This window comes from Pectobacterium aroidearum (assembly GCF_015689195.1).
Taxonomy (GTDB): Bacteria; Pseudomonadota; Gammaproteobacteria; order Enterobacterales; family Enterobacteriaceae; genus Pectobacterium; species Pectobacterium aroidearum.
Genome location: NZ_CP065044.1, coordinates 3546493 through 3572468, shown reverse-complemented (window position 1 = coordinate 3572468; position 25976 = coordinate 3546493). Strand labels below are relative to the sequence as shown.

Genomic DNA, 25976 nt, shown 5'->3' with positions numbered 1-25976 from the left:
GAGGGAAAAGTGAGTACTCTGAGCTATTTACAAAAAGTCGGCCGGGCACTGATGGTGCCTGTCGCGACGCTGCCTGCTGCCGCCATCCTGATGGGGATAGGTTACTGGATTGATCCGGTTGGCTGGGGAAGCGAGAACGCATTAGCGGCACTTCTCATCAAATCGGGCGAGGCGATTATCGGGCATATGGCGGTGCTGTTTGCGGTCGGTGTCGCTTACGGCATGTCGAAAGATAAAGATGGTGCGGCAGCATTGACCGGTTTTGTCGGCTATCTGGTGCTGACCACGCTGTGTTCACCGGCTGTTGTCGCCATGATCCAACGGATCCCGGTTGAACAGGTGCCTGCGGCGTTTGGCAAGATTGAAAACCAGTTCATCGGGATTCTGGTCGGTGTGATGTCCGCCGAACTGTATAACCGCTTTAGTCAGGTTGAACTGCCTAAGGCGCTGTCGTTCTTCAGCGGGCGCCGTCTGGTACCAATTCTGGTTTCTTTCCTGATGATCCTGGTTGCGTTCATTTTAATGTACGTCTGGCCGGTGATTTACAATGCGCTGGTGTCGTTTGGCGAACACATCCAACAAATGGGCTCGGTAGGTGCCGGGGTTTATGCCTTCTTTAACCGCTTGCTGATTCCTGTTGGGCTGCACCACGCGCTGAACTCTGTGTTCTGGTTTGATGTTGCGGGTATCAACGATATCCCTAACTTCCTGGCTGGCCAGCAGTCTATTGATTCAGGCAAAGCCGTTGTGGGGATCACCGGACGTTATCAGGCGGGCTTCTTCCCGATTATGATGTTCGGCCTGCCGGGTGCGGCGCTGGCGATTTATCACTGCGCGCGTCCTGAGAACAAAAGCAAAGTGGCCGGAATTATGCTGGCGGCGGCGTTTGCCTCCTTCTTTACTGGTATCACTGAGCCGCTGGAATTCTCATTCATGTTTGTGGCACCGGTGCTGTATTTCCTGCATGCGCTGCTGACTGGTTTTTCCGTCTTTATCGCAGCCAGCATGCATTGGATTGCCGGTTTTGGCTTCAGTGCTGGTCTGGTGGACATGGTACTGTCATCGCGTAATCCGTTAGCCACCCAGTGGTACATGCTGCTTGTTCAGGGACTGGTATTCTTCGTTATTTACTATGTGGTGTTCCGCTTTACCATCACGCGCTTCAATCTGTTAACGCCGGGACGTGAGCTGGCCGTGAGCGGTAGCGAAGCTGATGGTTATGATGTGAGTACCGCGTCTGAGAGCGAGAAATCAGGCGATACCGCGGCGTTAGCACGCGGTTATTTGCAGGCGCTGGGCGGAAAAACCAACCTGATTGGTATTGATGCCTGTATCACGCGTTTGCGTTTGAACGTGGCGGATTCGTCTCTGGTGGATGATGCACAGGCGAAGCGTCTTGGTGCGGCGGGCGTGATTCGTCTGAATAAGCAAAGCGTACAGATTATCGTGGGGACGCAGGCTGAATCGATAGCTACTGCACTGAAAGCGGAACACGACAAGGCGTAATATGACAGCGTTATTTGTTTAACGTGGTGTTATGTCAATGAAATTGATAGGGCGAGATGGCAATCTCGCCCTTTTTTTTCGTTATGAATAATTAAATGAAACTAACGGTTGTTTCCCAGCGTAGCTTGTTGGATCATTGTCGGTTATACGTTGTTTTAGCATTGAGGAATGAAGAATGAGTGAGGCTGAAGCCCGCCCAACCAACTTTATCCGCCAGATTATCGATGAAGATCTGGCGTCCGGTAAGCATGACCATATTCAGACGCGTTTCCCGCCAGAGCCGAACGGCTATCTGCATATTGGACATGCCAAGTCTATTTGCCTGAATTTTGGTATTGCGCGTGACTATCAGGGGCAATGCAACCTGCGTTTTGACGACACCAATCCGGTAAAAGAAGATATCGAATACGTTGAGTCGATCAAACGTGACGTCGAGTGGCTGGGCTTTTCATGGAGCGGCGACGTTCGCTATTCTTCTGATTATTTCGATCAGCTGCACGCGTATGCGGTTGAGCTGATCGGTAAAGGATTGGCTTACGTTGATGAACTGACGCCTGAGCAGATCCGTGAATACCGTGGTACGCTGACGGCACCGGGTAAAAATAGCCCTTACCGCGATCGTACCGTGCAGGAAAACCTGGCGCTGTTTGAAAAAATGCGTAACGGTGGATTTGCGGAAGGTACTGCCTGCCTACGTGCAAAAATCGATATGGCATCGTCCTTTATCGTGATGCGCGATCCGGTGCTGTATCGTATTAAATTTGCCGATCACCACCAGACGGGCAACAAGTGGTGCATCTACCCGATGTATGATTTCACCCACTGCATTTCCGATGCGCTGGAAGGGATCACGCATTCGCTGTGTACACTGGAATTCCAGGATAACCGCCGCCTGTATGACTGGGTGTTGGATAACATCACCATTCCTTGCCATCCGCGTCAGTACGAATTCTCTCGCCTCAACCTCGAATACGCAATTATGTCCAAGCGTAAGCTGAATCAGTTGGTGGTGGAAAATGTCGTTGAAGGATGGGACGATCCGCGTATGCCGACTATTTCTGGTCTGCGTCGTCGCGGTTATAGTGCGTCTTCTATCCGTGAGTTCTGTGTGCGTATCGGCGTTACGAAGCAGGATAACAACGTGGAAATGGCCGCGCTTGAATCCTGTATCCGCGACGATCTGAATGAGAACGCTCCGCGTGCGATGGCGGTGTTGGACCCGGTCAAAGTCGTGATCGAGAATTTGCCCGCCGGGCATGAAGAGTTTGTTGCGATGCCAAACCACCCGAACAAACCTGAAATGGGTTCACGTCAGGTGGCATTCAGCCGTGAAGTCTATATCGACCGTGCTGACTTCCGTGAAGAAGCTAATAAACAGTACAAACGCTTGGTGTTGGGTAAAGAGGTTCGTCTGCGTAATGCCTATGTGATCAAAGCGGATCGCATTGAGAAAGACGAGCAGGGCACCATCACTACGATCTACTGTAGCTATGATGCAGAGACGCTGAGCAAAGATCCGGCTGATGGCCGTAAAGTGAAAGGTGTGATCCACTGGGTTTCTGCGGCACACGCGGTACCTGCGGAATTCCGTTTGTACGATCGTCTGTTTAGTGTGGCAAACCCTGGCGCGGCAGAAGACTTCCTGTCGACGATTAACCCTGACTCACTGAAGATTACGCAAGGTTTTGTCGAAGCGAGCCTGGCGCAAGCAGAAGCAGAGAAAGCGTATCAGTTTGAGCGTGAAGGTTACTTCTGTGCCGATCGTGTTTACTCCAGTGCAGAGCATCTTGTGTTTAACCGTACGGTTGGACTGCGCGATACTTGGGTGGGCTAAGGCCGACTGGAAAGAAGATAAAAATAAAACCGCCTCGGCGGTTTTATTTTTTTTATGCGGTCGATTTATCGTGTGGAATCGTGCAGGGTTTCATCCTCTCGGCAATCCCCTTCACTGCAATGCCCGTAGAGATACAAACTGTGGTTGGTCAGTTTAATGCCGTGTCTTTCTGCGATCTCGCGTTGGCGTGCTTCGATAGACTCATCGCGGAATTCAATGACTTTGCCACAGTCGAGGCAAATTAAGTGATCGTGATGATGCTGCTGCGTCAGTTCAAAGACGGATTTTCCACCTTCGAAGTTATGACGGGTTACGATACCCGCATCATCAAACTGGTTGAGTACGCGATAGACGGTAGCAAGACCAATCTCTTCGCCCATATCAATCAGTCTCTTATATAAATCTTCCGCACTGACGTGATGGCAGACAGGATCCTGTAACACTTCCAGTATTTTCAGTCTTGGAAGAGTGACTTTCAGGCCGGCCTTCTTTAATGCGGTATTGTTGTCAGTCATGCGGGTTTAGTCCTGTTGCTTACTTATCAATGGAGGCTGCCTAGCCTATGACATCGGTCGGCTCAAAAAATGTAATAGCGTCCCAATTATAGAACCGCACATACAAAATGAAAACAAGGGAATGTTAACAATATTGTCCCCATTCACACTACTGGTATAGAACGCAATACGTTGTTGATGAATGAGGAAATGGTGAAGCACGTATAAAACCGATGGGATTATTGTACAGGTTTACTGATAGAAGTTAAAAAAATGTATCAATTATTATGAAAGGTTTTACCTATCAATGCGGTTTTGGCTCTGATAGGGATATCAGAGCCAACAGGACTTAGCCAACCAGCTCTTTCAGGTTCAGTTCATCACTGATCTGTTTAACCCACGTTGTTACGCGTTCGCTGGTCAATTCAGGCTGACGATCTTCATCGATAGCCAGACCGATGAAGTGATTGTCGTCTGCGAGCCCTTTAGAGGCTTCAAAGTAGTAACCCTCTGTTGGCCAGTGGCCGACAATCGTCGCGCCGCGAGGCTCAATAATGTCACGGATAGTACCCATGGCATCACAGAAGTATTCCGCATAGTCTTCCTGATCGCCGCAGCCAAACAGAGCAACCAGTTTTCCTGTGAAATCAACTTCTTCCAGCGACGGGAAGAAGTCATCCCAATCGCACTGAGCTTCACCGTAATACCAGGTTGGAATACCCAACAGCAGAATGTCGAAACCTTCGAGGTCTTCTTTGCTGCTTTTGGCGATGTCATGAACATCAGCAACGTTGGTGCCTAACTGCTGTTGGATCGTTTTGGCGATGTTTTCAGTATTGCCAGTATCACTGCCAAAGAATATTCCGATGAGTGCCATGAATTGAATAACCTCTTGATTCCTAATGGTATGGTGTAATGTTTCACCCACTTATCTGTTAATAATAACAGACACTCACATCAGGAGAAACTCGTATCGGTAAGGATGCGTAAATCAAGAGCGTATGAAATGCGGAGGGGCAGTAAAGGAACGAAACGCAGTTCTGCTGATGCTAAATTCCCCATAATAAATAGGGATTATGCTATCGTCTGGGATTAAACGCGCATTTCCCTAATATCGTCGTGGATATTTTTTCATGACATTGTTTCATTTTTTATGAATGTGCTTTTTATTTTAATAACTAATTTCGATTGTAATTAAAAGCAGACTTTTGTTTGTGGGAAATAAAAGTTACTTCACGGTACGTTACCATTCATGAGAATTAAAATACGCACAAAGGATAATGTTTTTATCGAATTGAAAACCTGTAACATTTCGCGGGAATATTCCTAATAAATGGAAATAAGAACTATAACCATTTACAAACGAAGAGGTAAGAATGAGGGGGTGAGTTTTTTAGACTTTTGATATTAAAGGATAAAATGAAATTCCAATTGTTGCCTGACAGCATGCCTATGCCAACGCACATCAGGCAAGGGCGACAGCGATTTTGATAGTAACTCTCTGATTAAAAGCCTTATATCTGTGAAAAGAGGTGAACTCATTCTCAATATAAAAAATTATATTAATAAATATAGCGAGAACGCTAAATATTCTCTGTGTTTAGCCGATGAGTTAGCGTGGTTTTTGAGTTTTCAACTCGGTGAAATGTGAACGCTAGGGAGAAGTGACCTGTTTCATGGTGTGAATTTTCTGATTCATATCGGTTGATTAGCGATAAAAATCTTTTTAACCATTTTCCTGATTTGGAGTGAGCTATGAGACTTATAAAAAATATTGCCATCAGAACCGCTATGCTATGGGTACTGGGCATTTTTTGTGTCCTTTGGGGTGGCGTATCGATATATACCATGTTCTCTTTTAAAGAGATGACGGCGACCTCGAAAACCAGCACCTTGCTGGTTCAGAACATGAATTTTATCAACCAGGGCAACGATCAATATTTCCGTATGGTAACCCGTCTGGCGCGTGCCGTTGACGCTCGCCGCAGTGGTGATAATGCCACCGCGGATAAAGAGCAGGCTTCCGCACTCGTCGCATTGGATAAACTGAAATCTGATTTGGTGGCGTTTAATGCTATCGATCATGCAGGTCTGGACCCCGCGCTGGTACAGGCTGTCAGCCGTGACTGGAACAATCTGGTTACTCAGGGTGTGGAGCCGCTTTACCAAAAGGCCGTTGCCAACGCGCTGGATGATTACCAAAATCAGGCTAAGAACGTTGTGCCGCCACTGAGTCGTCAATTTGGCGCGTCCTTATCCGCATTCAGTAACGCCAGTGCAGAGAAATTCGGTGCAGCGGGCGTTCGTTTTGAACAAATCACCACGATTGGGCAGAACATTTTGCTGAGCGGGTTGGTTATCGGCCTGATCATGCTGTTCCTGACCGATCGTTATTTGGTGGTGTGTCTGGTTCGTCCGTTAAATGACCTGCGCTATCACTTCAGCGTGATAGCTGCTGGCAATTTGGGCAAGCCGATTCTGGACTTCGGTAATAACTGCGTAGGTCGTCTGTTCCCACTGTTGCGTGAAATGCAGGGGAGTCTGGCCAGCACGGTTAGCACAATCAGAAACAGTACGGATTCCATCTATCAGGGCGCTTCTGAAATTGCCGCGGGTAACAACGATCTGTCTTCGCGTACAGAAGAGCAGGCTTCCGCACTAGAAGAAACCGCGGCAAGTATGGAGCAACTGACGGCGACGGTGAAACAGAACGCCGAAAACGCCAACCACGCCAGCCAACTGGCATTACAAGCCTCGACAACGGCGAAGAAGGGCGGCGAGATCGTTGAGAACGTGGTGAAAACCATGGCGGAAATCTCCGGCAGTTCAAGAAAAATCGCAGAAATCACCACCGTGATTAACGGCATCGCTTTCCAGACTAACATTCTGGCGTTGAACGCGGCGGTAGAAGCGGCGCGAGCGGGTGAGCAAGGGCGCGGGTTTGCCGTGGTTGCGGGAGAAGTACGCAGTCTGGCGCAGCGCAGTGCGCAGGCGGCTAAAGAGATTGAAGGGCTGATCTCTGAGTCTGTTCGCTGTGTTGATACTGGGTCTAATCTGGTTAGTGACGCTGGTGACACCATGCAGGATATCGTCCGTGCGGTGACCAACGTGACGGATATTATGGGTGAAATTGCATCGGCATCGGAAGAGCAGAGCAAAGGGATTGCACAGGTTGGTCAGGCCGTGGCGGAAATGGACAGCGTAACGCAGCAAAACGCCGCGTTGGTTGAACAGGCCTCGTCTGCAGCCTTGTCGCTGGAAGAGCAGGCGGCGTTGCTGAACCAGACGGTGTCGCTGTTCCAACTGTCCGATACGCAGTCAGCATTGCAAGTGGCCGCAAAACCGGTGCAGAAAACGCAGGCGGTTGCGCCACGTGCCGCGAAAGCGTTGCCACCCAGCAACGACAATTGGGAAAAATTCTGATGCGGGTTTTCGTTAGAAAAACCGTGTGTTAGTCAGAACAGAAAGTGTCGTTTAACCTGAGGTCGAGTGTTTAATCTTGGGTGAATGTTCAGGCGGCGTCAGAAATGGCGCCGCACAAGATGTGAATGTCGTATTACGTCAATCAGGATTGCTGATCTGCCAACTGCGCCAGCAGCATCTCTTCAATCAATTCACTGCGGCTAATATTCCGCTCTTCAGCAAGGCTGTTCAGGATATCAACGGCGTCGCTGTTAATCTTTAATTCAACACGGCGCAAGCCACGAACTTTATCGCGACGTAGCTGATTACGCTTGTTAATTCTTAGTTGTTCGTCACGCGAGAGCGGGTTGGTCTTGGGGCGGCCCGGACGACGCTCGTCTGCGAACAGATCCAGTGTGGTGCGATCCGTTTGTTCTTTTGCCATAAGTAATGATACTGCAAGGTATTCGGACCAAAATACACGGCGCTGTCCGTCTTGTTCTACAGATAAAAGCGATGCCGATTCTCACTCTGCAACAGCTCATTCTGCAACAGAAAGTGCCAGAGTGCGGTTTTCTATCTGTGAAACATGTCGGGAAGTGATGCGTGCATTTTGATGAAGTGGTTACAATGCTTGTGGCTGAATCAGCCGTCCCTCTACTGCGAGCGCCATCATACCCTAGCCGCACTGGCGGCGACAACGGTTAACTGCCGCCGTTATCATGAATCCGCCAGTGTCAGTGCTGTCTGGTTAATTCGTGTCCAGAAAACGGTGGATAGCGCGCAAAACTGCTTCGGGCTTTTCTGAGTGAACCCAGTGACCCGCTCCGCTGACCACATGCGCACGCGCTGCCGGGAATTGACGCAATAGCGAATCGCGGTAGCGATCGTCCAGATAGGGGGAATCGCCGCCGCGAATAAACAGGATAGGGCCTTGCCAGGCGGGAACATCCTGCCAGCCCACGATGTTTTCGTACTCATCCCACAACACCGGTACGTTAAAACGCCACTCTCCCTGTTGGAACGATTTCAGCAAAAACTGAATCACCCCTTCTTCCTTTATATGCTGACGCATTAATGTCGTGGCTTCCGAGCGCGATGTCAGGCCCGCTTCCGTCACGGCGCGTAGCGCGGCAAAAATGGTATCGTGGCGGCGCACCTGATAATCCACCGGTGCGATGTCGATCGCGACCAGTTTGTCCAGTCGTTCAGGAATGAGCGCGCTGAGCGCCATCGCGACTTTCCCGCCCATTGAATGGCCAATAACAATAGCGCGTTCGATGTTCAGTTCATCCAGCAGCGCCAGCACGTCCTGCGCCATCGCGGGATAGTTCATCTGCGATGAGCGCGGCGACAAACCATGATTGCGTAAATCGATTTGCAGGATGTCGTGCGTGTTTTGCAAGTCCCGGCCCAATACGCCAAGGTTATCCAGCGTGCCAAACAGGCCATGAATCAGGACGACAGGGAGTTTATCTGTGGGTTGGTGCGCATTTTGCCAGCGATGATTCAATTTCATGGTGAAGTTCATTCAGAGAGACATGGGCTTAGGGTATCATGACTTTAGAATCAATGTTGTCGCTGAAGGAATCGATACATACCCTAAATAATTCGAGTTTCAGGCAGGCGGCAAGCGAGGGAATCCCGATGAGCTTACTTAAGTAAGTGATTCGGGTGAGTAAGCGCAGCCAACGTACATGCAACTTGAAGTATGACGGGGATAGCACTCGAAGGAATGTGAAAGGCATTGGGGCATCGTCTGACTTTTGATATTGTCCCATTATGCCGCTGTTCGATAATGTTTGAACGCCTGTATAATCCTTTTGATTTGAGTCATCTACCCATAGATGTCGGGTTACAGAAGGGAAACGTCTCTGTAATTTGCACAATTTTGGGTAAAAACAGCACTGGATAAAGATGAAAACTATTGAAGTCGACGAAGAGCTTTATCGTTATATTGCCAGCCACACACAACATATCGGTGAAAGCGCATCGGATATTTTACGGCGTATGCTGAAATTTACCGCTGGGCAGCCTGTGGTCACGCCTGCCGTAGAGGCTGTCACAACGGCGACATCTCAGCCTGCCGCGGCGCCGAGCCCGCGCGATCGGGTACGAACCCTGCGTGAGCTGCTGCTGTCGGATGAATACGCTGAACAGAATAAGGCCATCAATCGCTTTATGCTGGTTCTGTCCACGCTGTATACCTTATCGCCGCAGGAGTTTGCTGCCGCGACAGAATCTCTTCATGGCCGCACGCGGGTCTATTTCGCGGGCGACCAACAAACGTTGCTTCAGCATGGCACACACACAAAACCCAAACATATTCCGGGCACGCCATACTGGGTGATTACCAACACGAATACCGGTCGTAAACGTAGCATGGTTGAGCACATCATGCTGACGATGCAGTTCCCTGCGGAACTGACAGAGAAAGTGTGCGGAACCATCTAATTATTTATTAACCATTTATCTAACTACAGCGTTAGGGAGAAGCGCCAATGGCTAATCACCCAAGGGCCGGACAGCCTGCCCGGCAGAGCGATTTGATTAATGTGGCACAGTTAACGTCACAATATTATGTGCTGCAGCCGGAAGTCGGCAACACAGCGCACGCGGTGAAATTTGGTACGTCTGGCCATCGCGGCAGCGCGGGGCGTCATAGCTTTAATGAACCGCACATTCTGGCGATTGCGCAGGCGATTGCTGAAGAGCGTAAAAAGCAAGGCATCAGCGGCCCGTGCTATGTCGGTAAAGATACCCACGCGCTCTCCGAGCCGGCGTTTATTTCCGTGCTGGAAGTGTTGGCTGCCAATGGCGTTGATGTCATCGTGCAGTTGGATAATGGTTTTACCCCAACGCCAGCGGTGTCTAACGCCATTCTGGTTCACAATCGTCAGGGCGGTGCGCTGGCGGACGGCATTGTGATCACGCCGTCCCACAACCCGCCGGAAGATGGTGGCATTAAATATAATCCGCCAAACGGTGGCCCGGCAGATACCAATCTCACCAGCGTGATTGAGAAGCGTGCGAATGCCTTGCTGGCGGATGAACTGCGCGACGTGAAACGCATTACGCTGGATCAGGCGTGGAAAAGCGGACATGTCCACGAGCAGGATCTGGTTCAGCCGTATGTCGAAGGTCTGGCTAGCGTGGTGGACATGGCGGCGATTCAACGTGCCGGTCTGAAACTCGGTGTTGACCCGCTGGGTGGTTCCGGTATTGCCTACTGGCAGCGTATCGCAGAGCATTACAAGCTTGACCTGACGCTGGTGAATGATGCCGTCGATCAGACATTCCGCTTTATGTCGCTGGATCACGATGGCGTGATTCGTATGGACTGCTCGTCAGAATTCGCCATGGCTGGGCTACTGGCGCTGCGTGATAAATTCGATCTGGCGTTTGCTAACGATCCTGATTATGACCGCCACGGTATCGTCACGCCTTCTGGGTTGATGAATCCGAACCACTATCTGGCGGTGGCGATCAACTATCTGTTCCAGCATCGTCCACAGTGGGGACAGTCTGTTGCTGTCGGCAAAACACTGGTATCCAGCGCGATGATCGATCGCGTAGTGGCCGATTTGGGTCGTAAGCTGGTGGAAGTGCCGGTTGGCTTCAAATGGTTCGTTGACGGTCTGTATGACGGCAGCTTTGGCTTCGGTGGTGAAGAGAGCGCGGGTGCATCTTTCCTGCGCTTTGATGGTACGCCGTGGTCGACGGACAAAGACGGGATCATCTTGTGTCTGCTGGCGGCAGAAATTACGGCCGTGACGGGTAAAAACCCGCAGCAGCATTATGATGAGCTGGCACAGCGCTTTGGCGCGCCAAGCTATAACCGTATTCAGGCTTCCGCGACGCATGCGCAAAAAGCCGTGTTATCCAAGCTGTCGCCTGAGCAGGTGTCGGCCAGCACGCTGGCGGGCGATCCGATTACTGCACGTCTGACTGCTGCGCCGGGTAACGGGGCATCGATTGGCGGCCTGAAAGTGATGACGGAAAATGGCTGGTTTGCCGCGCGTCCTTCCGGTACCGAAGAAGCCTACAAAATCTACTGTGAAAGTTTCCTCGGGGTGGAACACCGCGAGCGCATCGAGAAAGAAGCGGTAGAGATTGTCAGTGCGGTACTCGCAACGGCGAAATAAGTGAAAAGGCGCTGTTTGCAGCGCCTCAGACGATTAACAAACCTATTCGCAGCATGAAAACGGGAGTAACGGAATAGAAGAGTAAAGCGTTTGCGCCAGGGATGGCGCAATCCGAGCGCACAGGGATGTGTTTACAGCGTCTTTACGATCTATCCGTTACTACCGCTCAGAGGTTTTGTCAGCAGCCTTTGTAGAATAGGTTTATCCCAATGCGACCAGTAGCGCACCTGCTGAAATCAGCGCAACACCGACGCCCGCCATCAGCGAAATCTTTTCTCCCAGCAGGATGACTGCCAGCACGACAGCGAACACCACACTGAGCTTATCGATCGGAGCAACCTGTGCGACGTTACCGTTCTTCAATGCGACAAAGTAAAACAGCCACGACAGCGCACCCGCGACGCCGCTGAGCACAATGAACAACAGCGCTTTCTTATTGGCAATAATCTCGCCGACCAGCACCAGTTTGCCTTGTGCGACCACCACCCCTACCAGAAAAAGTGCCATGATGACGGCACGAATTGCGGTCGCCGTATTGGCGTCCAAATTTTGCAGACCAATCTTGCCAAATATCGCGACCAGCGCGGCGCATACAGCAGACAGCAGACAGCAAAGCGTAAATTAACCAACTACTCATGACGATGTATTCCTGAAGAAATGACGGGCACGCATCGCGGGAGAGATTCTCCATGGGCGTCGCCTGATACAGAAGGATGATTTTACGGCATAAATCGATAACCGATAGCGGTTTCCGTCAAGAGATGGCGTGGTCTTGCCGGATCGCTTTCCAGCTTCTGGCGCAGGTGCCCCATATAAATACGCAGATAGTGGCTGTGCTCGACGGCATTCGGCCCCCAAACCTGCGCCAGTAGCTGACGTTGCGTCAGCACTTTTCCAGGGTTAGCGAGGAGTGTAGCTAGCAGGCGAAATTCGATAGGCGTCAGATGCAGTTCCTGTCCGTCGCGGTTCACCTGCCGATTGAGTAAATCCACAGTGATCGCCCCGAAGCTCACCAGCGGCGTTTCCTGCTGTGTATTGCTGTGGCGACGCAGCGCGACGCGCAATCGCGCCAGTAACTCGCCGATGCCGAACGGTTTGGTCAGATAATCATCGGCACCCGCATCCAGCGCGTCTATTTTATCCTGCTCGTCGGTACGGGCGGAAAGCACAATCACGGGCAGGCTGCTCCACTGACGTAAATCGCGGATATAGTCGATACCGTCGCCATCCGGCAGGCCTAAATCGAGAATAATCAGATCGGGTTTGCGCGTGGCTGCTTCCAGCAAGCCGCGCTGCATTGTTTCTGCGTCAAACACGCGACAGCCTTCGCCTTCCAGCGCCTGACGCACGAAACGACGGATCTCTTTTTCATCTTCAACGATCAGAATAGTGGCCTGCAATGGATTCAGTGCTCCTCAATATCTTCCGGTTCGAGGTCTGGTGGTGTCGACAGCGGAAGTGTGAAATGGAAAGCTGCGCCGCCGCTTTCCGCATTCGTTGCCCAGATTCGGCCACCGTGAATTTCTACAATTGCCCGGCAGATCGCCAGCCCCAGTCCCACACCGGGAATGGATGACTCTTTATGACCACGGGAGAATTTATCAAAAATCATACTTTCCTGACCGTGCTCAATCCCCGGGCCATTGTCCTGCACAATAATTTCCAGCACGCTTTCCTGATCATCGGGCTGCGACGCCGTGCTCTCTGCAATAACGCTTGCTGAAATGGCAATCGTGGCCTGCTCGCCAGCGTATTTTAGCGCATTCTCCAGCAGGTTAATGAACACGCGTTCCACCAGCCCCGCATCACAATAAACCAGAACCATCTCATCAGGTAGATTAACCTGAATGGTGTTTTTCGCCAGCGCGCTTTCCAACTGTTGTAGGGCGCTGCCGATGAGCTCCTCCGGTGTTTGCCACTCTTTGCGCAGGTTAAAGCCATCCGACTGAATACGCGCCATATCGAGCAGATTATTCACCAGCCGCGTGGTGTTTAAAATATGCTGGCGGATCTGGTTGGCCTGCTGAGCATAAGGCGACCCTTCGCTCGCCAGATTCAGCGTCAGAATCTCGGCCTGACCAAAAAGTACGGTCAGTGGCGTGCGGAGATCGTGTGAGAGCGCGGCGAGCAGCGAGTTACGCAACTGTTCGCGCTCGGCATCCAGCCGGGCATTTTCCGTACTTTGCATCAGGTGCAGACGCTCCAGCGCATTGGCGATCAGCACGGTAAAGGTTTCCAGCAGCCGCTGCTGTTCGGGGATCATCAGCTGGCGGGCATTATTGGGTTCGATTGCTAACACACCGAAGATTTGCTGCGTGGTGGCGAGCGGCAGGATCTGATACGACACGCCGGGCAGGGTGGTTGTTCCCGCTCCGGCAGGCGCGCGATGGTCGAAGCTCCAGCGGGCGATGGCGTGATCGACAATCAATTGCTGACTGTCTCGCGCAGGTTGTGCGAGTTCAGGCGAGGTATGATGCAGGCTATCGGCGAGCAGAACCGCGATCCTGGCCTGAAATGTCGTGCTGAGAAAATGCTGGCTGGCCTCGACAATATCGGCGCTGGACAGGCTGCGGTTCAACGCCTTGGACATCTCATACAGATGGCGGACGCGCTGCTCGCGATAACGGGCGACTCTGGCCTGATAACGCACGCCAGCGGTCAGATTACCGACCAGCAGGCCGACGCCAAGCATCACGGCGAAGGTGACCAGATATTGTGCATCCGACACGGCAAAGGTGCCACGCGGCAGAATGAAGAAGAGATCGAAACTGGCGACATTGATGATGGCGGCGAACACCGACGGCCAGCGACCAAAGAAGAGCGCGACAACGACCACAGCCAGCAGATAAATCATCACCAGATTGACCGGTTCCAGCATGGCAAACGGCGACCATGAGGCGAGTAGGGTGATCAAGGCGCACAGTAGCGTGGCGAGCCCGCAGCCAAACAGCTGCATACGCCATTTTTCTACCAGACCGCGCGCATCAGGCGTTTTTATCGGCGTGGCAGGAACATCATCCTGCACGGCCACCACGACCAGATCGAGATCTGGCCCCAGTCTGCCTAGCCGTTCGGCAAAGCGAGTGCGCCACCACCAGCCGAAGCGCTGCTCCACATGGCGGCCAATGACGATCTTGCCGAGGTTGTGCTCACGCGCATAGCGCAGGACGGCATGTTCTTCGTCGGGCTCAGACAGCGTAACCGTTTCTGCCCCTAAATCCTGCGCCAGCTTGAGCGCACGCAGGATGGCGCGCCGTTGCGGTTCAGGCAAGCGGTGCAGGCGCGGGGTTTCGACGTAAACGGCGTGCCAGGCGCTGCCTAACCGCGCTGCCAGACGTGCCGCCGTTCGTACCAGCTTTTCATTACCCGTGCCGTGGCCGATACATAACAGAATGGCATCGCGCGTATGCCAGACCTGCTCGCGCCCTTGTCCGGCACGCATGGCACGCATTTGATCGTCAACCCGATCTGCCATGCGTCGCAGCGCCAGTTCACGCAGGGCGATCAAATTGCCTTTACGGAAAAAGTTCTCGACGGCGCGCTCGGCTTGTAGCGGCAGGTACACTTTGCCTTCGTTCAGGCGTTGCCGCAGATCGTCCGGTGGAAGATCCACCAAAATGACTTCGCTGGCCTGATCGAATATCGGGTCTGGCACGGTTTCCCGCACGCGAATCCCCGTGACGCCACCGACTACATCATTCAGGCTTTCCAGATGCTGAACGTTCACCGTCGTAAAGACGTCGATACCGGCATCAAGCAGTTCCTGCACGTCCTGCCAGCGCTTGGGGTGGCGCGATCCACTTACGTTGCTGTGCGCCAGCTCGTCGATCAGAATCAGCGCCGGACAGCGTGCCAGCGCCGCATCCAGATCGAATTCGACCGTATGGCGACCGTGGTGACGCAAATGCTTGAGCGGCAGCAGCGGTAAACCATCCAGCAGTGCAGCCGTTTCGCTGCGACCGTGGGTTTCGACTACACCGACAAGAATATCCAACCCCTGAGCACGCAGCCGCTGAGCTTCCTGCAACATGGCATACGTTTTCCCGACGCCCGCGCAGGCGCCAAAAAAGATCTTCAGCTTGCCGCGTGGTGGCGCACCGACCTGAGCCAGCAGGCTATCGGGATCCGGGCGACGATCTTCACCGTCAATCATGTTCTATCCCTTATTAGCGCGGCCTGAACAATCGTCAGGCCGCAGATAGCGATTTGTGGAACGAAAACGGTGGTAATGGGATAGAAGAGTAAAGCGTTTGCGCCAGGGATGGCGCAAGCCGAGCGTACAGGGACGTATTCACAGCGTCTTTACGATCTACCCATTACCACCGCTCTATGGCCTCAGCGGGGTTCCGTATAATGATTAATAGTAACGCACAGCCGATTAGGGCAGGGGGTTTTCCTTATCCAACGCCAGATTCAGCAGCAGGACATTGACCGCCGGCTGCCCAATGAACGCGGGTTTACTCGTTTCGGTAAAGCGATCGATCAATTGCTGTACCTGCTGGAGCGACATCCCTCTGGCCTGTGCGATGTAGAGCGCCTGATAACGCGCAGCTTCTGGGGAAATCTGCGGGTCCAATCCGCTGCCGGATGCTGTTAACAATTCAGCAGGCACCGGCAGTTGATTGCCAACCAACTGATGCCAGCGCGCAGCGCGTTCGACGAACTGTTTGTCCAGCGCCGGATTGCTGGCGGCCAGATTGCTACCACCGGATGCCAGCGCGTTATAAGGCGCATCTGACGTGGCGGAAGGACGCCCCTGAAAATAGCCCGCCCGACTGAATGACTGCCCGATCAGGGATGAACCCACGGCGGCATTGTCACGGTAAATCAGCGATCCGTTTGCCTGAGTCGGAAACAGCCACTGTGCCAGCACCGTTGTCAACAGCGGGTAGGCCAGGCCGGTAAACAGCAGCAATAATAAGAATAAAAACAAAGAGGAACGTAAATAGCGCATCGCGTACACCCGTCAGTCCTTAAGCCAGATTCAGCCCAGTCAGCAACATATCAATAAGCTTGATACCGAGGAACGGCACCAGCAGCCCGCCAAGACCATAAATCCACAGATTGCGGCTTAACTGTGCCGCGGCGCTCATGGGTCGATAGCTAATCCCTTTGAGCGCCAGTGGGATCAGAAACACAATAATCAGCGCATTGAAAATCACCGCCGACAGCATAGCCGAGGTGGGGGAGTGCAACTGCATCACGTTTAGCGCATTGAGCTGCGGGTAGGTGGCAGCAAAGGCGGCCGGGATAATGGCGAAATATTTCGCCACGTCGTTGGCGATACTGAACGTCGTCAGCGAACCACGCGTCATCAGCATCTGCTTACCGATGTGTACGACCTCGATCAGCTTGGTTGGATTGGAGTCCAAATCAACCATGTTGCCCGCTTCCTTTGCGGCCTGCGTGCCGGAGTTCATGGCCACCGCCACGTCTGCCTGCGCCAGCGCGGGGGCATCGTTAGTGCCATCTCCAGTCATCGCGACCAGTCGACCTTCGGCCTGATACTGGCGAATCAGCGCCAGCTTGGTTTCCGGTGTGGCTTCCGCCAGAAAATCATCGACGCCGGCTTCTGCGGCAATTGCCGCCGCCGTGAGCGGGTTGTCGCCGGTGATCATCACGGTTTTGATTCCCATACTGCGCAGCTCGGCAAAGCGCGCTTTGATGCCGCTTTTTACGATGTCTTTCAGTTCCACCACGCCAAGCACGCGCTTGCCTTCCGCAACGACCAGCGGTGTCCCTCCGCTGCGAGCAACGTTAGATACTGCTTCTTCTACCTGATGCGGGAAATCGCCGTTGTTCGCTTCAATGTAGCGGCGCAGGGCATCGACGGCACCTTTACGAATGGTGCGCTGGCCGAAATTGACGCCACTCATACGTGTCTGCGCCGTAAAGGGAACAAAGGTGGCGTCCAGCGATGTGAGGTCCTGATCTGCCAGATTAAAACGCTGCTTCGCCAGCACCACGATGCTACGTCCTTCGGGCGTTTCATCGGCTAAGGAGGCGAGACGCGCGGCGTCAGCCAGTGCCTGTTCCGTCACACCCGGCGCAGGCAGGAAAGCCGAAGCCTGACGGTTGCCCAGCGTAATGGTGCCGGTTTTATCCAGCAGCAGAACGTCAATATCGCCCGCCGCTTCGACGGCACGTCCGCTGGTGGCAATCACGTTCGCTCCCAGCATTCGGCTCATTCCTGCCACGCCGATAGCCGACAGTAGGCCACCGATGGTGGTGGGGATCAGGCAGACGAGCAGGGCGACAAGTACGGTCACGCCGACGACATCGCCGCTGTGATTCGCCTGTACGCCGAACCAAGAGAACGGGTAGAGCGTGGCAGTCACCAGCAGGAAGATGAGCGTGAGTTCGATCAGCAGAATGGTCAGCGCGATTTCGTTCGGGGTTTTCCGACGCTGCGCACCTTCGACCATCGCAATCATCCGGTCAAGGAACGTTTCGCCGGGATTGACGCTGCACTGAATCACCAGCCAGTCGGACAGCACGCGCGTGCCGCCAGTGACGGAGGCGAAATCGCCGCCGGACTCGCGAATCACCGGCGCAGATTCCCCGGTGATGGCACTTTCATCGACGGATGCCCCCCCCTCCAGCACTTCACCGTCGCATGGGATCGTTTCGCCCGCGCTCACCAGCACGATATCGCCTTTGCGCAGGCTATCGGCTGGCACGGATTCCGAACTGGCATCGTGATGCGGTGCGGAGAGTTTATTCGCCCAACTGGTTTTTTTGACGCCTTTCAGCGCGTTTGCCTGTGCTTTGCTGCGGCCTTCTGCCAGCGCCTCGGCCATGTTGGCGAATAGCACGGTAAACCACAGCCAGAGTGATACCAACCCGGTAAACATGGCGTTCCCTTCCGTTTTACCGGCCAGAATAGCCAGCCAGACGAGGGTGGTCAGCATACTGCCGAGGTACACCACGAACATGACCGGATTGCGCCACTGCACGCGCGGATCGAGTTTCTTCAGCGCATCTTTCAGCGCCGAGCGGATTAATGTTCTATCAAACAGCGTTTGCTGTTTGCGTTTGCCAGCGTGGCGGGAAGCCTCGCCCTGCTGGGCAGAGGACGGTTCCTGTGTTGCCTGATGATTCATCGTGTGACGAGTCATAAAAAGTCTCCAGCCTTAGTGAGTCAGGCCGAACTGTAAATGTTCAGCGACTGGCCCTAACGCCAGTGCAGGGATAAACGTCAGTGCGCCAATCAGTAGAACGATGGCGATGAGCATGCCGATAAACAGCGGACTGCGGGTGGACAATGAGCCTTTGCTTTCCGGATGGCGTTTTTTCACGACCAGCGAACCGGCGATAGCTAACACAGGCACCATGACGGCAAAGCGACCCAGCAGCATGGCGACAGCGAGCAGCACGTTATAGAACGGCGTGTTGACGCTCAGACCGGCAAACGCGCTACCGTTGTTATTCGCGGCAGAGGAAACGGCATAGAGCACTTCGCTAAAACCGTGCGCGCCGGGGTTCAGAATGCCGCTGCGTCCGGCTTCCGTACTCAGCGCCAGCGCGGTACCGAGCAGCACTAACGCTGGGGGAATCAGAATCGCCAGCGCCGTCATCTTCATCTCGTAGACTTCGATCTTTTTGCCCAGATATTCCGGCGAGCGGCCAATCATCAGGCCGGCAATAAAGACGGTCAGAAGGACGAACAGCAGCATGCCGTACAGGCCAGAACCGACGCCGCCGAACACCACTTCACCAATCTGCATCAGCCACATGGGAACCATGCCGCCAAGCGCCGTGAAAGAGTCGTGCATCGCGTTCACCGCACCTGTCGAGGTAGCTGTGGTGACAACGGCATACAGGCTGGAAGTCAGAACGCCAAAACGCGTCTCTTTACCTTCCAGATTCGCGGCGCTGTCCGCGCCTAATGCCAGCAGATGCGGGTTACCGATGACCTCCATTTTCATCACCACGGCTGCCGCGACGATAAAAATTAGCCCCATAGCCCACAGCAGTGCATGGCCCTGACGGTTGTCGCTGACGGCTTTACCAAAAGCGAAGCACAGCGCGGTAGGAATCAACAGGATCGCCAGCATTTGTACGATGTTGCTCAGCGCGGTCGGGTTTTCAAACGGATGAGCCGAGTTGGCACCAAAGAAACCGCCGCCGTTGGTGCCGAGCAGTTTAATCGCTTCCTGTGAGGCAACGGGCCCCATCGGCAGCGTTTGGGCTGCACCGTCCAGCGTGGTCAAATGCTGATAAGGCAGCAGGTTTTGCAGCACGCCCTGGCTAACAAAAAACAGCGCCAGCAGCAGGGACAGCGGCAGCAGCACGTACAGCGTGATGCGAAACAGATCGAGCCACGCATTGCCCAGTGTGTCGACGCAGCGACGGGAAAACGCGCGGATTAACGCGAAAGCGACGGCGATGCCGCTGGCGGCGGACAGGAAGTTTTGTACCGTTAGGCCAACCATCTGGCTCAGGTAGCTCAGCGTATTTTCGCCGCTGTAAGCCTGCCAGTTGGTGTTGGTGACAAAGCTGATTGCCGTGTTCAACGCCAAATGCCACGACAGCCCCGGCATATTTTCTGGGTTAAGCGGCAGAACTCCCTGCGCCATGAGCAGGACAAACAGGACGACAATGCCGATCAGGTTAAGGGTCAGAATAGCCGCCGCATACTGCTGCCAGCGCATCTCTGTCGTATCTAAAGCGAAAAGGCGCGCCGTTCCTGTTTCAAACTTTTGCAGAAGCGTACCCGTTTCGCCCTCAATCAGACGGGCCAGTCCGCTGCCCAACGGCTGAGCGACGATCAGCACGGTAAGCAGCAGACCAAAGATCAGTAGAAAAGCGTCGGCGGCCATCAGAATTCCTCCGCCTTCAATAAGGCATAGACCAGATAGGCCAATAGCAGCAGCACGAGCAGGCCGCCTAAGACGATGCTAAGTGTCACAACACACCTCCAGAACAAAATAGACAGCGTCAGAGTAGGAAAACGCAGGAAAAGAAGGTGCAAATTTCCCGTCTGCGGGCGTAAAAAAAGTATAAAAATGGGCTGAAAAGTAGACGACAGAAGCAGGGATGCGTTACGGGGCTAACCACATTGTCTGTGGTGAGGAAAGGGTATTAAAAGAAGGGAATAAATTGATCCAATCTAAAAACCATAAATTAACTAATGATAAGTTTATTTTTAACGTTATTGTAACTTAATGACGTAATGGTGAAAAAATTGGCGATTATTTCATCTTTTACTGGTCAGATGAGTAGTAAACTTTCAGAAAAGGCGGTAAAATTTTAACCAATATCACAGTTCTTATTTTATCGTTATGAAGAGCGTCGCTGAATCAGGACGCTTATCCCAGAGGAGGATCGTTATGTCGCTTTATACTACTTATCCCTTGCACCGTATTCTCCTGCGTCGCGCCGCCGTGGCTGCCATTGGCGTGCTGGCGTTACCGGTGATGCTGTTCCGCCGCGATCGGGCACGTTTTTACAGCTATTTACACCGTGTCTGGCTGAAAACCAGCGATAAACCCGTATGGATGGCACAGTCCGAAGCGGCAGCTTGCGATTTCTATTAAGCCTATCGTAGCCAGACCGTTATTGACCGTTCTGTGCGAGTCATGGTGACGCCAGTATTTGTATCCTGACGTCACCGGTTTAAAACAGCTTGGCATTCAACGGCAATCAATAAGCGTCATTTCCGCTAACGGATCTGGCGCTTATTTTGTTTTGAGCGAATGAAATCGTAGTGCCAGCAACATCACCGATAGACTGATCAATACCGCGACGCTTGCCATTGCCATACCATCCCCGACGGAGCCTTGCTCAAACTGACGCCAAACAAAAATGGACACCGTTTGCACGCCGGCAGGCGAGAGCAAGAGTGATGTCACCAGCTCGCGCGATGCGACAGCAAAGACCAACATCATGGCAGCCAGTAGGCTGGGGAATACCAGCGGGAAAACGATTAGCCGCAATGCTGCCATGGCGTTAGCACCGTGAACGCGCGCCGCGGATTCCAGATTACTGCCGATTTGCGCTAATGCCGCGCTGCTATAGCGGACGGGGTAAGGCAGCAGCAGACAACTGTATGACAGCAGCAAAATCACCCAGGTGTTATAGGGCGTGACCGGCCAGAAGCTCTGGTTCCAGGCGAGAATCAAGCCCACCCCGACAACAATCCCCGGCAGCGCGGCAGGAAGCATCGATAATCCATCCAGCACGGTGGCCCCCCGAATACGCTTGGCAACCACAAACCAGGCTGCGAGAAAGCCGACCGTTCCCGTCAGTAACGCACTGCCGACTGCCAGACCCAGACTGGTCGTTAAGGCTGGCAGCGCTTCGTTTTCGTAATCAACCAACATGGTGAAGTGTTGCCAGGTTAAATTTTGCCAGGAAATTGTGCTGGAGATAGTGGCAGAAAACGCCGTAATCAGCATGGAAGCCAGTGGAATCCCCACAGCCAGCAGGCCGACAACGCTAAACAGCACTAATACCGGCCAGCGCCATATACCTAATGGACGAGTGACGATGGCGGCGGGTTTGCCTGTGGTTGTTTCGACATTACTCCCGGCGACCATCGCCCGCTGTAGGGTAAATGCACAGAGCGCAATAGCAACCAGCAGCAAAGACAGCACCGCCGAACCGGAGAGGTCGATCGGCCAGTCCGCCAGTCGTTGCTCGATATTTGTCGTCAGCACCTGAATACCGGCCCGCGATCCGAGTGCGGCGGGAATGCCGTACTCTTCGATCGCCAGCGTAAAGGCAAGCAGCAGGCTGGCCGCTGTCGCAGGTAGTGACAATGGCAGCGTGACTCGCAGAAATGCCTGCCAGCCGCTGGCACCGTGAACGCGAGCGACATCCGCTAGGCGATTTCCGCTCGCCGCCATACTGCGTGAAACGGCGAAATAGACGACTGGGAAAATATTCAGCGTCATTACGCCAATCATGCCGGGTAATGAAAACAGCGCTTCTCCCAGTTGAATGGGCAATAGCTGCTCGGCGTAGCCTCGCGGCTGTAGCGCCAGCATCCACGACAGACCGGCGATATAAGGTGGGATCAGGAATGGGATGAGAAACAGTAAATCCCAAAATCTTGCCAACGGCAGTGCAAAGAGTCCGCGTAGCGCTCCGAGTGGAATAGCGATTACCGCACAGCACAGGGCAACACCCAACCCAAGCAGCAGCGTATTTTTCAATAGGGCGAATAGCCGCGCCTGTGCAAAAACATCTGCAAAGGCTGAGAACGGGTTCGCAAAGGAACCTGAGCCCAAATTCGGGAAAATTGCCTGTAGCGCAACGAACAATACGGGAATGCCAACCAGAGTAAAAAGTACCGCCACCGTAAGCAGTGGCAGTAAAGTAAACTTGTTCATCTGATACTCCAGCCTTGCTGACGGTCGTCAGCAAGGCGCTATCTATACTCGTTATATTTCAAGCAGTATGAGCACTCACTGGGTTGCTCAATCCCTCCGTGGATTCGCATTCTTTGCTCAAGAATATCGCGTGATGTAAAACGCGAACGTTGGTCCTACCGCTCGAACTATCCAGGGTATGTCATGATTGAACAGGCTTAGCGCTGACCAAATAAGGCGGCAAAGCGATCGAGAACAGCAGCACGAGAAGCTGAAGCGCTATCGCCTTCTGGCAGCAACGTCAGGTTCTTAAACAGAGGACGCTTGGCATCAACGTCTTGACGTGCAGGCATCAACCAGGCTTCAGCTACTGCTTTTTGGCCTTCAGGCGACAACATGTAGTTGATGAAGTCTTTTGCCTGCTGCTGGTTTTTGCTGCTTTTCAGAATCATCATCGGGCGAGGAGCGATGACGGTGCCGCTGGAAGGGAAAATGACTTTAATGGATTCGCCAGACTCCATGCTGCCGTAAGAAACGTAGTCTACGGCACCGAAAACGGCGGCTTTCGCCCCTTGCAGTACGGGCGTTAATGCCTGTGCGTTCGGGCCTGCGATAATCATGCCGTTGGCTTTTAAGCGATCGAACATGTCCCAGGCTTTATCTTTTTCCGCATTTTGCAAACCAATCAGCAGATCGAGCGAGGCACCAGACAGCGCGGGATCGGGCGTGGTGACTTTATCTTTAAATTCAGGCTTGGTTAGGTCGTTCCAGTCTTTGGGTTCCGGGGTGCCGCTCTTGCTGTTCCACACAATGCCCAGTGCGGAAATACCTTGTGCCACGTAGAAAGGAGTTTTGAACTGCGCAGGCACGGTCGCCGCATTCGGGCTATCAAATTCCAGCAGCCAGCCACGCTGCTGCAAGTCTGTCGCTGTATCCCAGGAAGCCGAAATCAAGACGTCTGCTCGTGGGTTGGCCTGTTCGGCTTCCAGTCTTGCCATAACTTTACCGGTTGTGGCCTGAAAAACATCGACTTTCACTCCGGTCTGCTTTTCATAACCTGCCGCCAGTTTCTTTGCCAGTGCTCCCGGTCCGGCGGTGTACAGCGTCAGGGCATGCGCGCTGCCTGTCACCGCTGCTAATGAGAGAGCTATACCCATAATGATGCCTCGTTGATTCATGGTAAACAGTGTGTTTTTCATTGCATTTTTCCCCAAAGTTAAAGAGTGGTGATATCAGTAATGTGGCCTTGCGACATGTGAACAATACGGTGCGCCAGTATGTTGGCTTCGCCTCGGTCGTGGGTGACGTACACGGCGGTGGTACCAAGATGGCGTAAGAGCGATGCCATCTCCTGACAAAGCGATTCACGTAGATCCCGGTCGAGATTGGATAGCGGTTCATCGAATAGCAGGATGTTCGGCTCCGCGATAATGGCGCGCGCCAGTGCGACTCGCTGTTGCTGGCCACCGGATAAATCGGCCGGTTTGCGATCGCCAAAATCAGCCAGACCGACGCGCGCTAGCGTGACGTCAACGCGTTGGAGGCAGATATCGCGTGGAACCTTCCTCATCAGCAGTGGGAACCCGACATTTTGTGCAACGGTCATATGCGGCCAAAGCGCATAGTCCTGAAAGACCATGCCAAGATTGCGCTGCTCTGGTGGCAGGCATAGTTGATGGCCGGCAACCTGACGATCGCCAAAATGAATGGTGCCCGCGTCCGGCTGTAACAGACCGGCCAGCAATTTTAGCAACGTGCTTTTGCCGCAGCCGGAAGGTCCCAGCAAGGCCAGAATGGTGCCTTTCGGCACATTGAGGCTGATAGCATCGAGCACCGTTTTCCCAGCGAAAGCGTGGGTCAGTTTGTCGATCGCAATCGCCGCAGGCGTAGTGAGTTCAGCCGTGGTCATCATCACCTCCGTGCAATAACGGGAGGCGATATTCATTTTGATATCGGTGGATCGGACGGGTGCTTTTGGGTTGCCTGGTTAAGGGGCATAACAAAGCGTCCCGCCAGTAAAGCAGGGGAAAAAACATGGGGTATCCTCTTTGGGACTCTATATCGGAATGGGGATTGTAGTGGGGGAATAAGGCTATTTGATGACAGACGAAAAGATGTTAGCGGCACGCATTTTTGATAGGCAGTTCGGCCGCAGAGAAAACTGTTTGAGTTTGATCGAGATAATCCATCAATCTCATGATTTATTACTTTATTCTTTGCTGTGACTGCACAGCATTGTGGTGAAATCCGCTATGCTGGTCAGAGGGTTTGCAGAATGCCATCACGGTAAACCATATTGACAAGCGTAAGGATAAATCATGACGTTAAAACTCATCCCTGTTGGTATCAGCGCCTGTCTGCTCGGTAATCCCGTACGGTTTGATGGCGGACACAAGCGTCTGGAATTTGCCGTTGAACAACTGGCGCCCTATTTTCGTTTTGAACCGGTCTGCCCGGAAATGGCGATTGGTTTACCGGTGCCGCGCCCGGCACTCAGACTGGTGCGAGAAGGGGAAAGCCACATTACGCTGCGCGCCAGCAATGGTTCGCCGCTGGATGTCACTCAGCAGATGGCGGTGTTTTCTGCTGATAAAGTCAGCCAGCTTCAGCACTTATGCGGTTATATCGTCTGCGCCAAGTCGCCAAGCTGCGGCATGGAACGCGTAAAGATCTACGATGAAGCGCAAAAGAATGCGCGTAAAAGCGGAATTGGCCTGTTTACGCAGGAACTGATGCGGCAAATGCCCTGGCTACCCGTTGAGGAAGACGGACGCCTGCACGATCCCGGCTTGCGGGAGAATTTTATTGCACGCGTTTATGCATTACATGAACTGAATCAGCTATGGCAAGACGGGCTGAGTCGTGGCGCGCTCATTGCCTTTCATAGCCGCTATAAATTGCTGCTGCTGGCGCATTCTCAGCCGGAATACCGTGAACTGGGGCCGTTTGTTGCGGGAATCGATAAGTGGGATTCACTGGAAGACTACGTTGTTGAATACCGGAAACGGCTCATGAAACTGCTGTCGACGCCTGCGACGCGGCGCAATCACACCAATGTACTGATGCACGTGCAGGGCTATTTCCGGCGCCAGCTTAATTCCCAACAGCGGCAGGAACTGTCGCAGCTCATCGATCGCTATCGGCAAGGTTTTCAACCGCTATTGGCGCCGATCACGCTGCTGAAACATTACATGGCGGAATACCCCGATGCGTATCTGGCCCAGCAGCGTTACTTTGAGCCGTACCCGGAGGCATTACGCCTGCGTTACGGACACTAGTT

20 protein-coding genes and 1 pseudogene are annotated in these 25976 nt (G+C 53.2%); 7 read left to right on the top strand and 14 right to left on the bottom strand.

All coding sequences use genetic code 11. From position 1 onward, the window contains the following. Positions 1-9 precede the first annotated feature (9 nt). Both nagE and glnS read left to right on the top strand, forming a co-directional pair. Positions 10-1506: an N-acetylglucosamine-specific PTS transporter subunit IIBC gene (nagE, locus tag I2D83_RS15970; RefSeq protein WP_205946904.1), complete on the top strand. Its 1497-nt coding sequence runs from the start codon at positions 10-12 to the stop codon at positions 1504-1506. 175 nt (positions 1507-1681) lie between these two features. Next, positions 1682-3340: a glutamine--tRNA ligase gene (glnS, locus tag I2D83_RS15965; protein WP_015839485.1), complete on the top strand. Its 1659-nt coding sequence runs from the start codon at positions 1682-1684 to the stop codon at positions 3338-3340. A gap of 65 nt (positions 3341-3405) precedes the next feature. Here glnS and fur read toward each other — a convergent pair whose 3' ends face one another. Further along, a complete protein-coding gene (fur, locus tag I2D83_RS15960; RefSeq protein WP_015839486.1) occupies positions 3406-3855 on the bottom strand; it encodes a ferric iron uptake transcriptional regulator in 450 nt (149 codons plus the stop codon). A gap of 328 nt (positions 3856-4183) precedes the next feature. Beyond that, a complete protein-coding gene (fldA, locus tag I2D83_RS15955) occupies positions 4184-4711 on the bottom strand; it encodes a flavodoxin FldA (RefSeq protein ID WP_010285453.1) in 528 nt (175 codons plus the stop codon). Positions 4712-5589: 878 nt separating this feature from the next. On the opposite strand from fldA, the gene I2D83_RS15950 reads away from it, so the two are divergent. Then, positions 5590-7257 (top strand): methyl-accepting chemotaxis protein, encoded by a 1668-nt coding sequence (locus I2D83_RS15950; protein WP_015839488.1) that lies wholly within the window; start codon positions 5590-5592, stop codon positions 7255-7257. Positions 7258-7399: 142 nt separating this feature from the next. Here I2D83_RS15950 and ybfE read toward each other — a convergent pair whose 3' ends face one another. Both ybfE and ybfF read right to left on the bottom strand, forming a co-directional pair. Then, positions 7400-7681, bottom strand: a complete 282-nt coding sequence (gene ybfE / locus I2D83_RS15945) for a LexA regulated protein (protein ID WP_015839489.1) — start codon at positions 7679-7681, stop codon at positions 7400-7402. Between the two features lie 306 nt (positions 7682-7987). After that, entirely contained in the window at positions 7988-8755 is a 768-nt protein-coding gene (gene ybfF / locus I2D83_RS15940; RefSeq protein ID WP_181848227.1) for an esterase, read from the bottom strand. Positions 8756-9153: 398 nt separating this feature from the next. Here ybfF and seqA point away from each other — a divergent pair, with 398 nt between their 5' ends. Both seqA and pgm read left to right on the top strand, forming a co-directional pair. Beyond that, positions 9154-9690, top strand: a complete 537-nt coding sequence (gene seqA, locus I2D83_RS15935) for a replication initiation negative regulator SeqA (protein ID WP_015839491.1) — start codon at positions 9154-9156, stop codon at positions 9688-9690. Between the two features lie 47 nt (positions 9691-9737). After that, on the top strand, positions 9738-11381 hold the full coding sequence (gene pgm, locus I2D83_RS15930) for a phosphoglucomutase (alpha-D-glucose-1,6-bisphosphate-dependent) (protein ID WP_180778365.1): 1644 nt from the start codon (positions 9738-9740) through the stop codon (positions 11379-11381). 201 nt (positions 11382-11582) lie between these two features. Here pgm and I2D83_RS15925 read toward each other — a convergent pair. The 7 genes and pseudogenes from I2D83_RS15925 to kdpF form a co-directional block, all read right to left on the bottom strand. After that, a pseudogene (locus I2D83_RS15925) lies at positions 11583-12018 on the bottom strand (EamA family transporter). 82 nt (positions 12019-12100) lie between these two features. Then, positions 12101-12781 (bottom strand): two-component system response regulator KdpE, encoded by a 681-nt coding sequence (kdpE, locus tag I2D83_RS15920; protein WP_180778366.1) that lies wholly within the window; start codon positions 12779-12781, stop codon positions 12101-12103. Between the two features lie 5 nt (positions 12782-12786). Next, entirely contained in the window at positions 12787-15534 is a 2748-nt protein-coding gene (kdpD, locus tag I2D83_RS15915) for a two-component system sensor histidine kinase KdpD (RefSeq protein ID WP_205946903.1), read from the bottom strand. A 225-nt stretch (positions 15535-15759) separates the two neighbouring features. Next, positions 15760-16335: a potassium-transporting ATPase subunit KdpC gene (kdpC, locus tag I2D83_RS15910; RefSeq protein ID WP_205946902.1), complete on the bottom strand. Its 576-nt coding sequence runs from the start codon at positions 16333-16335 to the stop codon at positions 15760-15762. 19 nt (positions 16336-16354) lie between these two features. Beyond that, positions 16355-18499: a potassium-transporting ATPase subunit KdpB gene (gene kdpB / locus I2D83_RS15905; protein ID WP_205946901.1), complete on the bottom strand. Its 2145-nt coding sequence runs from the start codon at positions 18497-18499 to the stop codon at positions 16355-16357. A 15-nt stretch (positions 18500-18514) separates the two neighbouring features. Then, positions 18515-20203: a potassium-transporting ATPase subunit KdpA gene (gene kdpA / locus I2D83_RS15900; protein ID WP_205946900.1), complete on the bottom strand. Its 1689-nt coding sequence runs from the start codon at positions 20201-20203 to the stop codon at positions 18515-18517. Continuing rightward, on the bottom strand, positions 20203-20292 hold the full coding sequence (gene kdpF / locus I2D83_RS15895; protein WP_039290783.1) for a K(+)-transporting ATPase subunit F: 90 nt from the start codon (positions 20290-20292) through the stop codon (positions 20203-20205). Before kdpF ends, kdpA begins: the two co-directional genes overlap by 1 nt. 421 nt (positions 20293-20713) lie before the next feature. Between kdpF and I2D83_RS15890 the strand changes: the two genes are divergently transcribed. After that, entirely contained in the window at positions 20714-20920 is a 207-nt protein-coding gene (locus I2D83_RS15890) for a YbfA family protein (protein ID WP_015839499.1), read from the top strand. A gap of 141 nt (positions 20921-21061) precedes the next feature. On the opposite strand, the gene I2D83_RS15885 is transcribed toward I2D83_RS15890, so the two are convergent. From I2D83_RS15885 to I2D83_RS15875, 3 genes are all read right to left on the bottom strand, one after another. Continuing rightward, positions 21062-22717 (bottom strand): ABC transporter permease, encoded by a 1656-nt coding sequence (locus I2D83_RS15885; protein ID WP_205946899.1) that lies wholly within the window; start codon positions 22715-22717, stop codon positions 21062-21064. A 197-nt stretch (positions 22718-22914) separates the two neighbouring features. After that, entirely contained in the window at positions 22915-23895 is a 981-nt protein-coding gene (locus I2D83_RS15880; protein WP_015839501.1) for an ABC transporter substrate-binding protein, read from the bottom strand. Between the two features lie 17 nt (positions 23896-23912). After that, a complete protein-coding gene (locus tag I2D83_RS15875; protein WP_205948208.1) occupies positions 23913-24605 on the bottom strand; it encodes an ABC transporter ATP-binding protein in 693 nt (230 codons plus the stop codon). Positions 24606-25014: 409 nt separating this feature from the next. On the opposite strand from I2D83_RS15875, the gene I2D83_RS15870 reads away from it, so the two are divergent. Continuing rightward, entirely contained in the window at positions 25015-25974 is a 960-nt protein-coding gene (locus I2D83_RS15870; protein ID WP_015839503.1) for a YbgA family protein, read from the top strand. Positions 25975-25976 lie beyond the last annotated feature (2 nt).

Coding starts and splice junctions, on each gene's coding strand:
- glnS (WP_015839485.1), top strand. CDS start 1,682: ATGAGTGAGGCTGAAGCCCGCCCAACCAACTTTATCCGCCAGATTATC.
- fur (WP_015839486.1), bottom strand. CDS start 3,855: ATGACTGACAACAATACCGCATTAAAGAAGGCCGGCCTGAAAGTCACT.
- fldA (WP_010285453.1), bottom strand. CDS start 4,711: ATGGCACTCATCGGAATATTCTTTGGCAGTGATACTGGCAATACTGAA.
- I2D83_RS15950 (WP_015839488.1), top strand. CDS start 5,590: ATGAGACTTATAAAAAATATTGCCATCAGAACCGCTATGCTATGGGTA.
- ybfE (WP_015839489.1), bottom strand. CDS start 7,681: ATGGCAAAAGAACAAACGGATCGCACCACACTGGATCTGTTCGCAGAC.
- ybfF (WP_181848227.1), bottom strand. CDS start 8,755: ATGAAATTGAATCATCGCTGGCAAAATGCGCACCAACCCACAGATAAA.
- seqA (WP_015839491.1), top strand. CDS start 9,154: ATGAAAACTATTGAAGTCGACGAAGAGCTTTATCGTTATATTGCCAGC.
- pgm (WP_180778365.1), top strand. CDS start 9,738: ATGGCTAATCACCCAAGGGCCGGACAGCCTGCCCGGCAGAGCGATTTG.
- kdpD (WP_205946903.1), bottom strand. CDS start 15,534: ATGATTGACGGTGAAGATCGTCGCCCGGATCCCGATAGCCTGCTGGCT.
- kdpC (WP_205946902.1), bottom strand. CDS start 16,335: ATGCGCTATTTACGTTCCTCTTTGTTTTTATTCTTATTATTGCTGCTG.
- kdpB (WP_205946901.1), bottom strand. CDS start 18,499: ATGACTCGTCACACGATGAATCATCAGGCAACACAGGAACCGTCCTCT.
- kdpA (WP_205946900.1), bottom strand. CDS start 20,203: ATGGCCGCCGACGCTTTTCTACTGATCTTTGGTCTGCTGCTTACCGTG.
- I2D83_RS15890 (WP_015839499.1), top strand. CDS start 20,714: ATGTCGCTTTATACTACTTATCCCTTGCACCGTATTCTCCTGCGTCGC.
- I2D83_RS15885 (WP_205946899.1), bottom strand. CDS start 22,717: ATGAACAAGTTTACTTTACTGCCACTGCTTACGGTGGCGGTACTTTTT.
- I2D83_RS15880 (WP_015839501.1), bottom strand. CDS start 23,895: ATGAAAAACACACTGTTTACCATGAATCAACGAGGCATCATTATGGGT.
- I2D83_RS15875 (WP_205948208.1), bottom strand. CDS start 24,605: ATGACCACGGCTGAACTCACTACGCCTGCGGCGATTGCGATCGACAAA.
- I2D83_RS15870 (WP_015839503.1), top strand. CDS start 25,015: ATGACGTTAAAACTCATCCCTGTTGGTATCAGCGCCTGTCTGCTCGGT.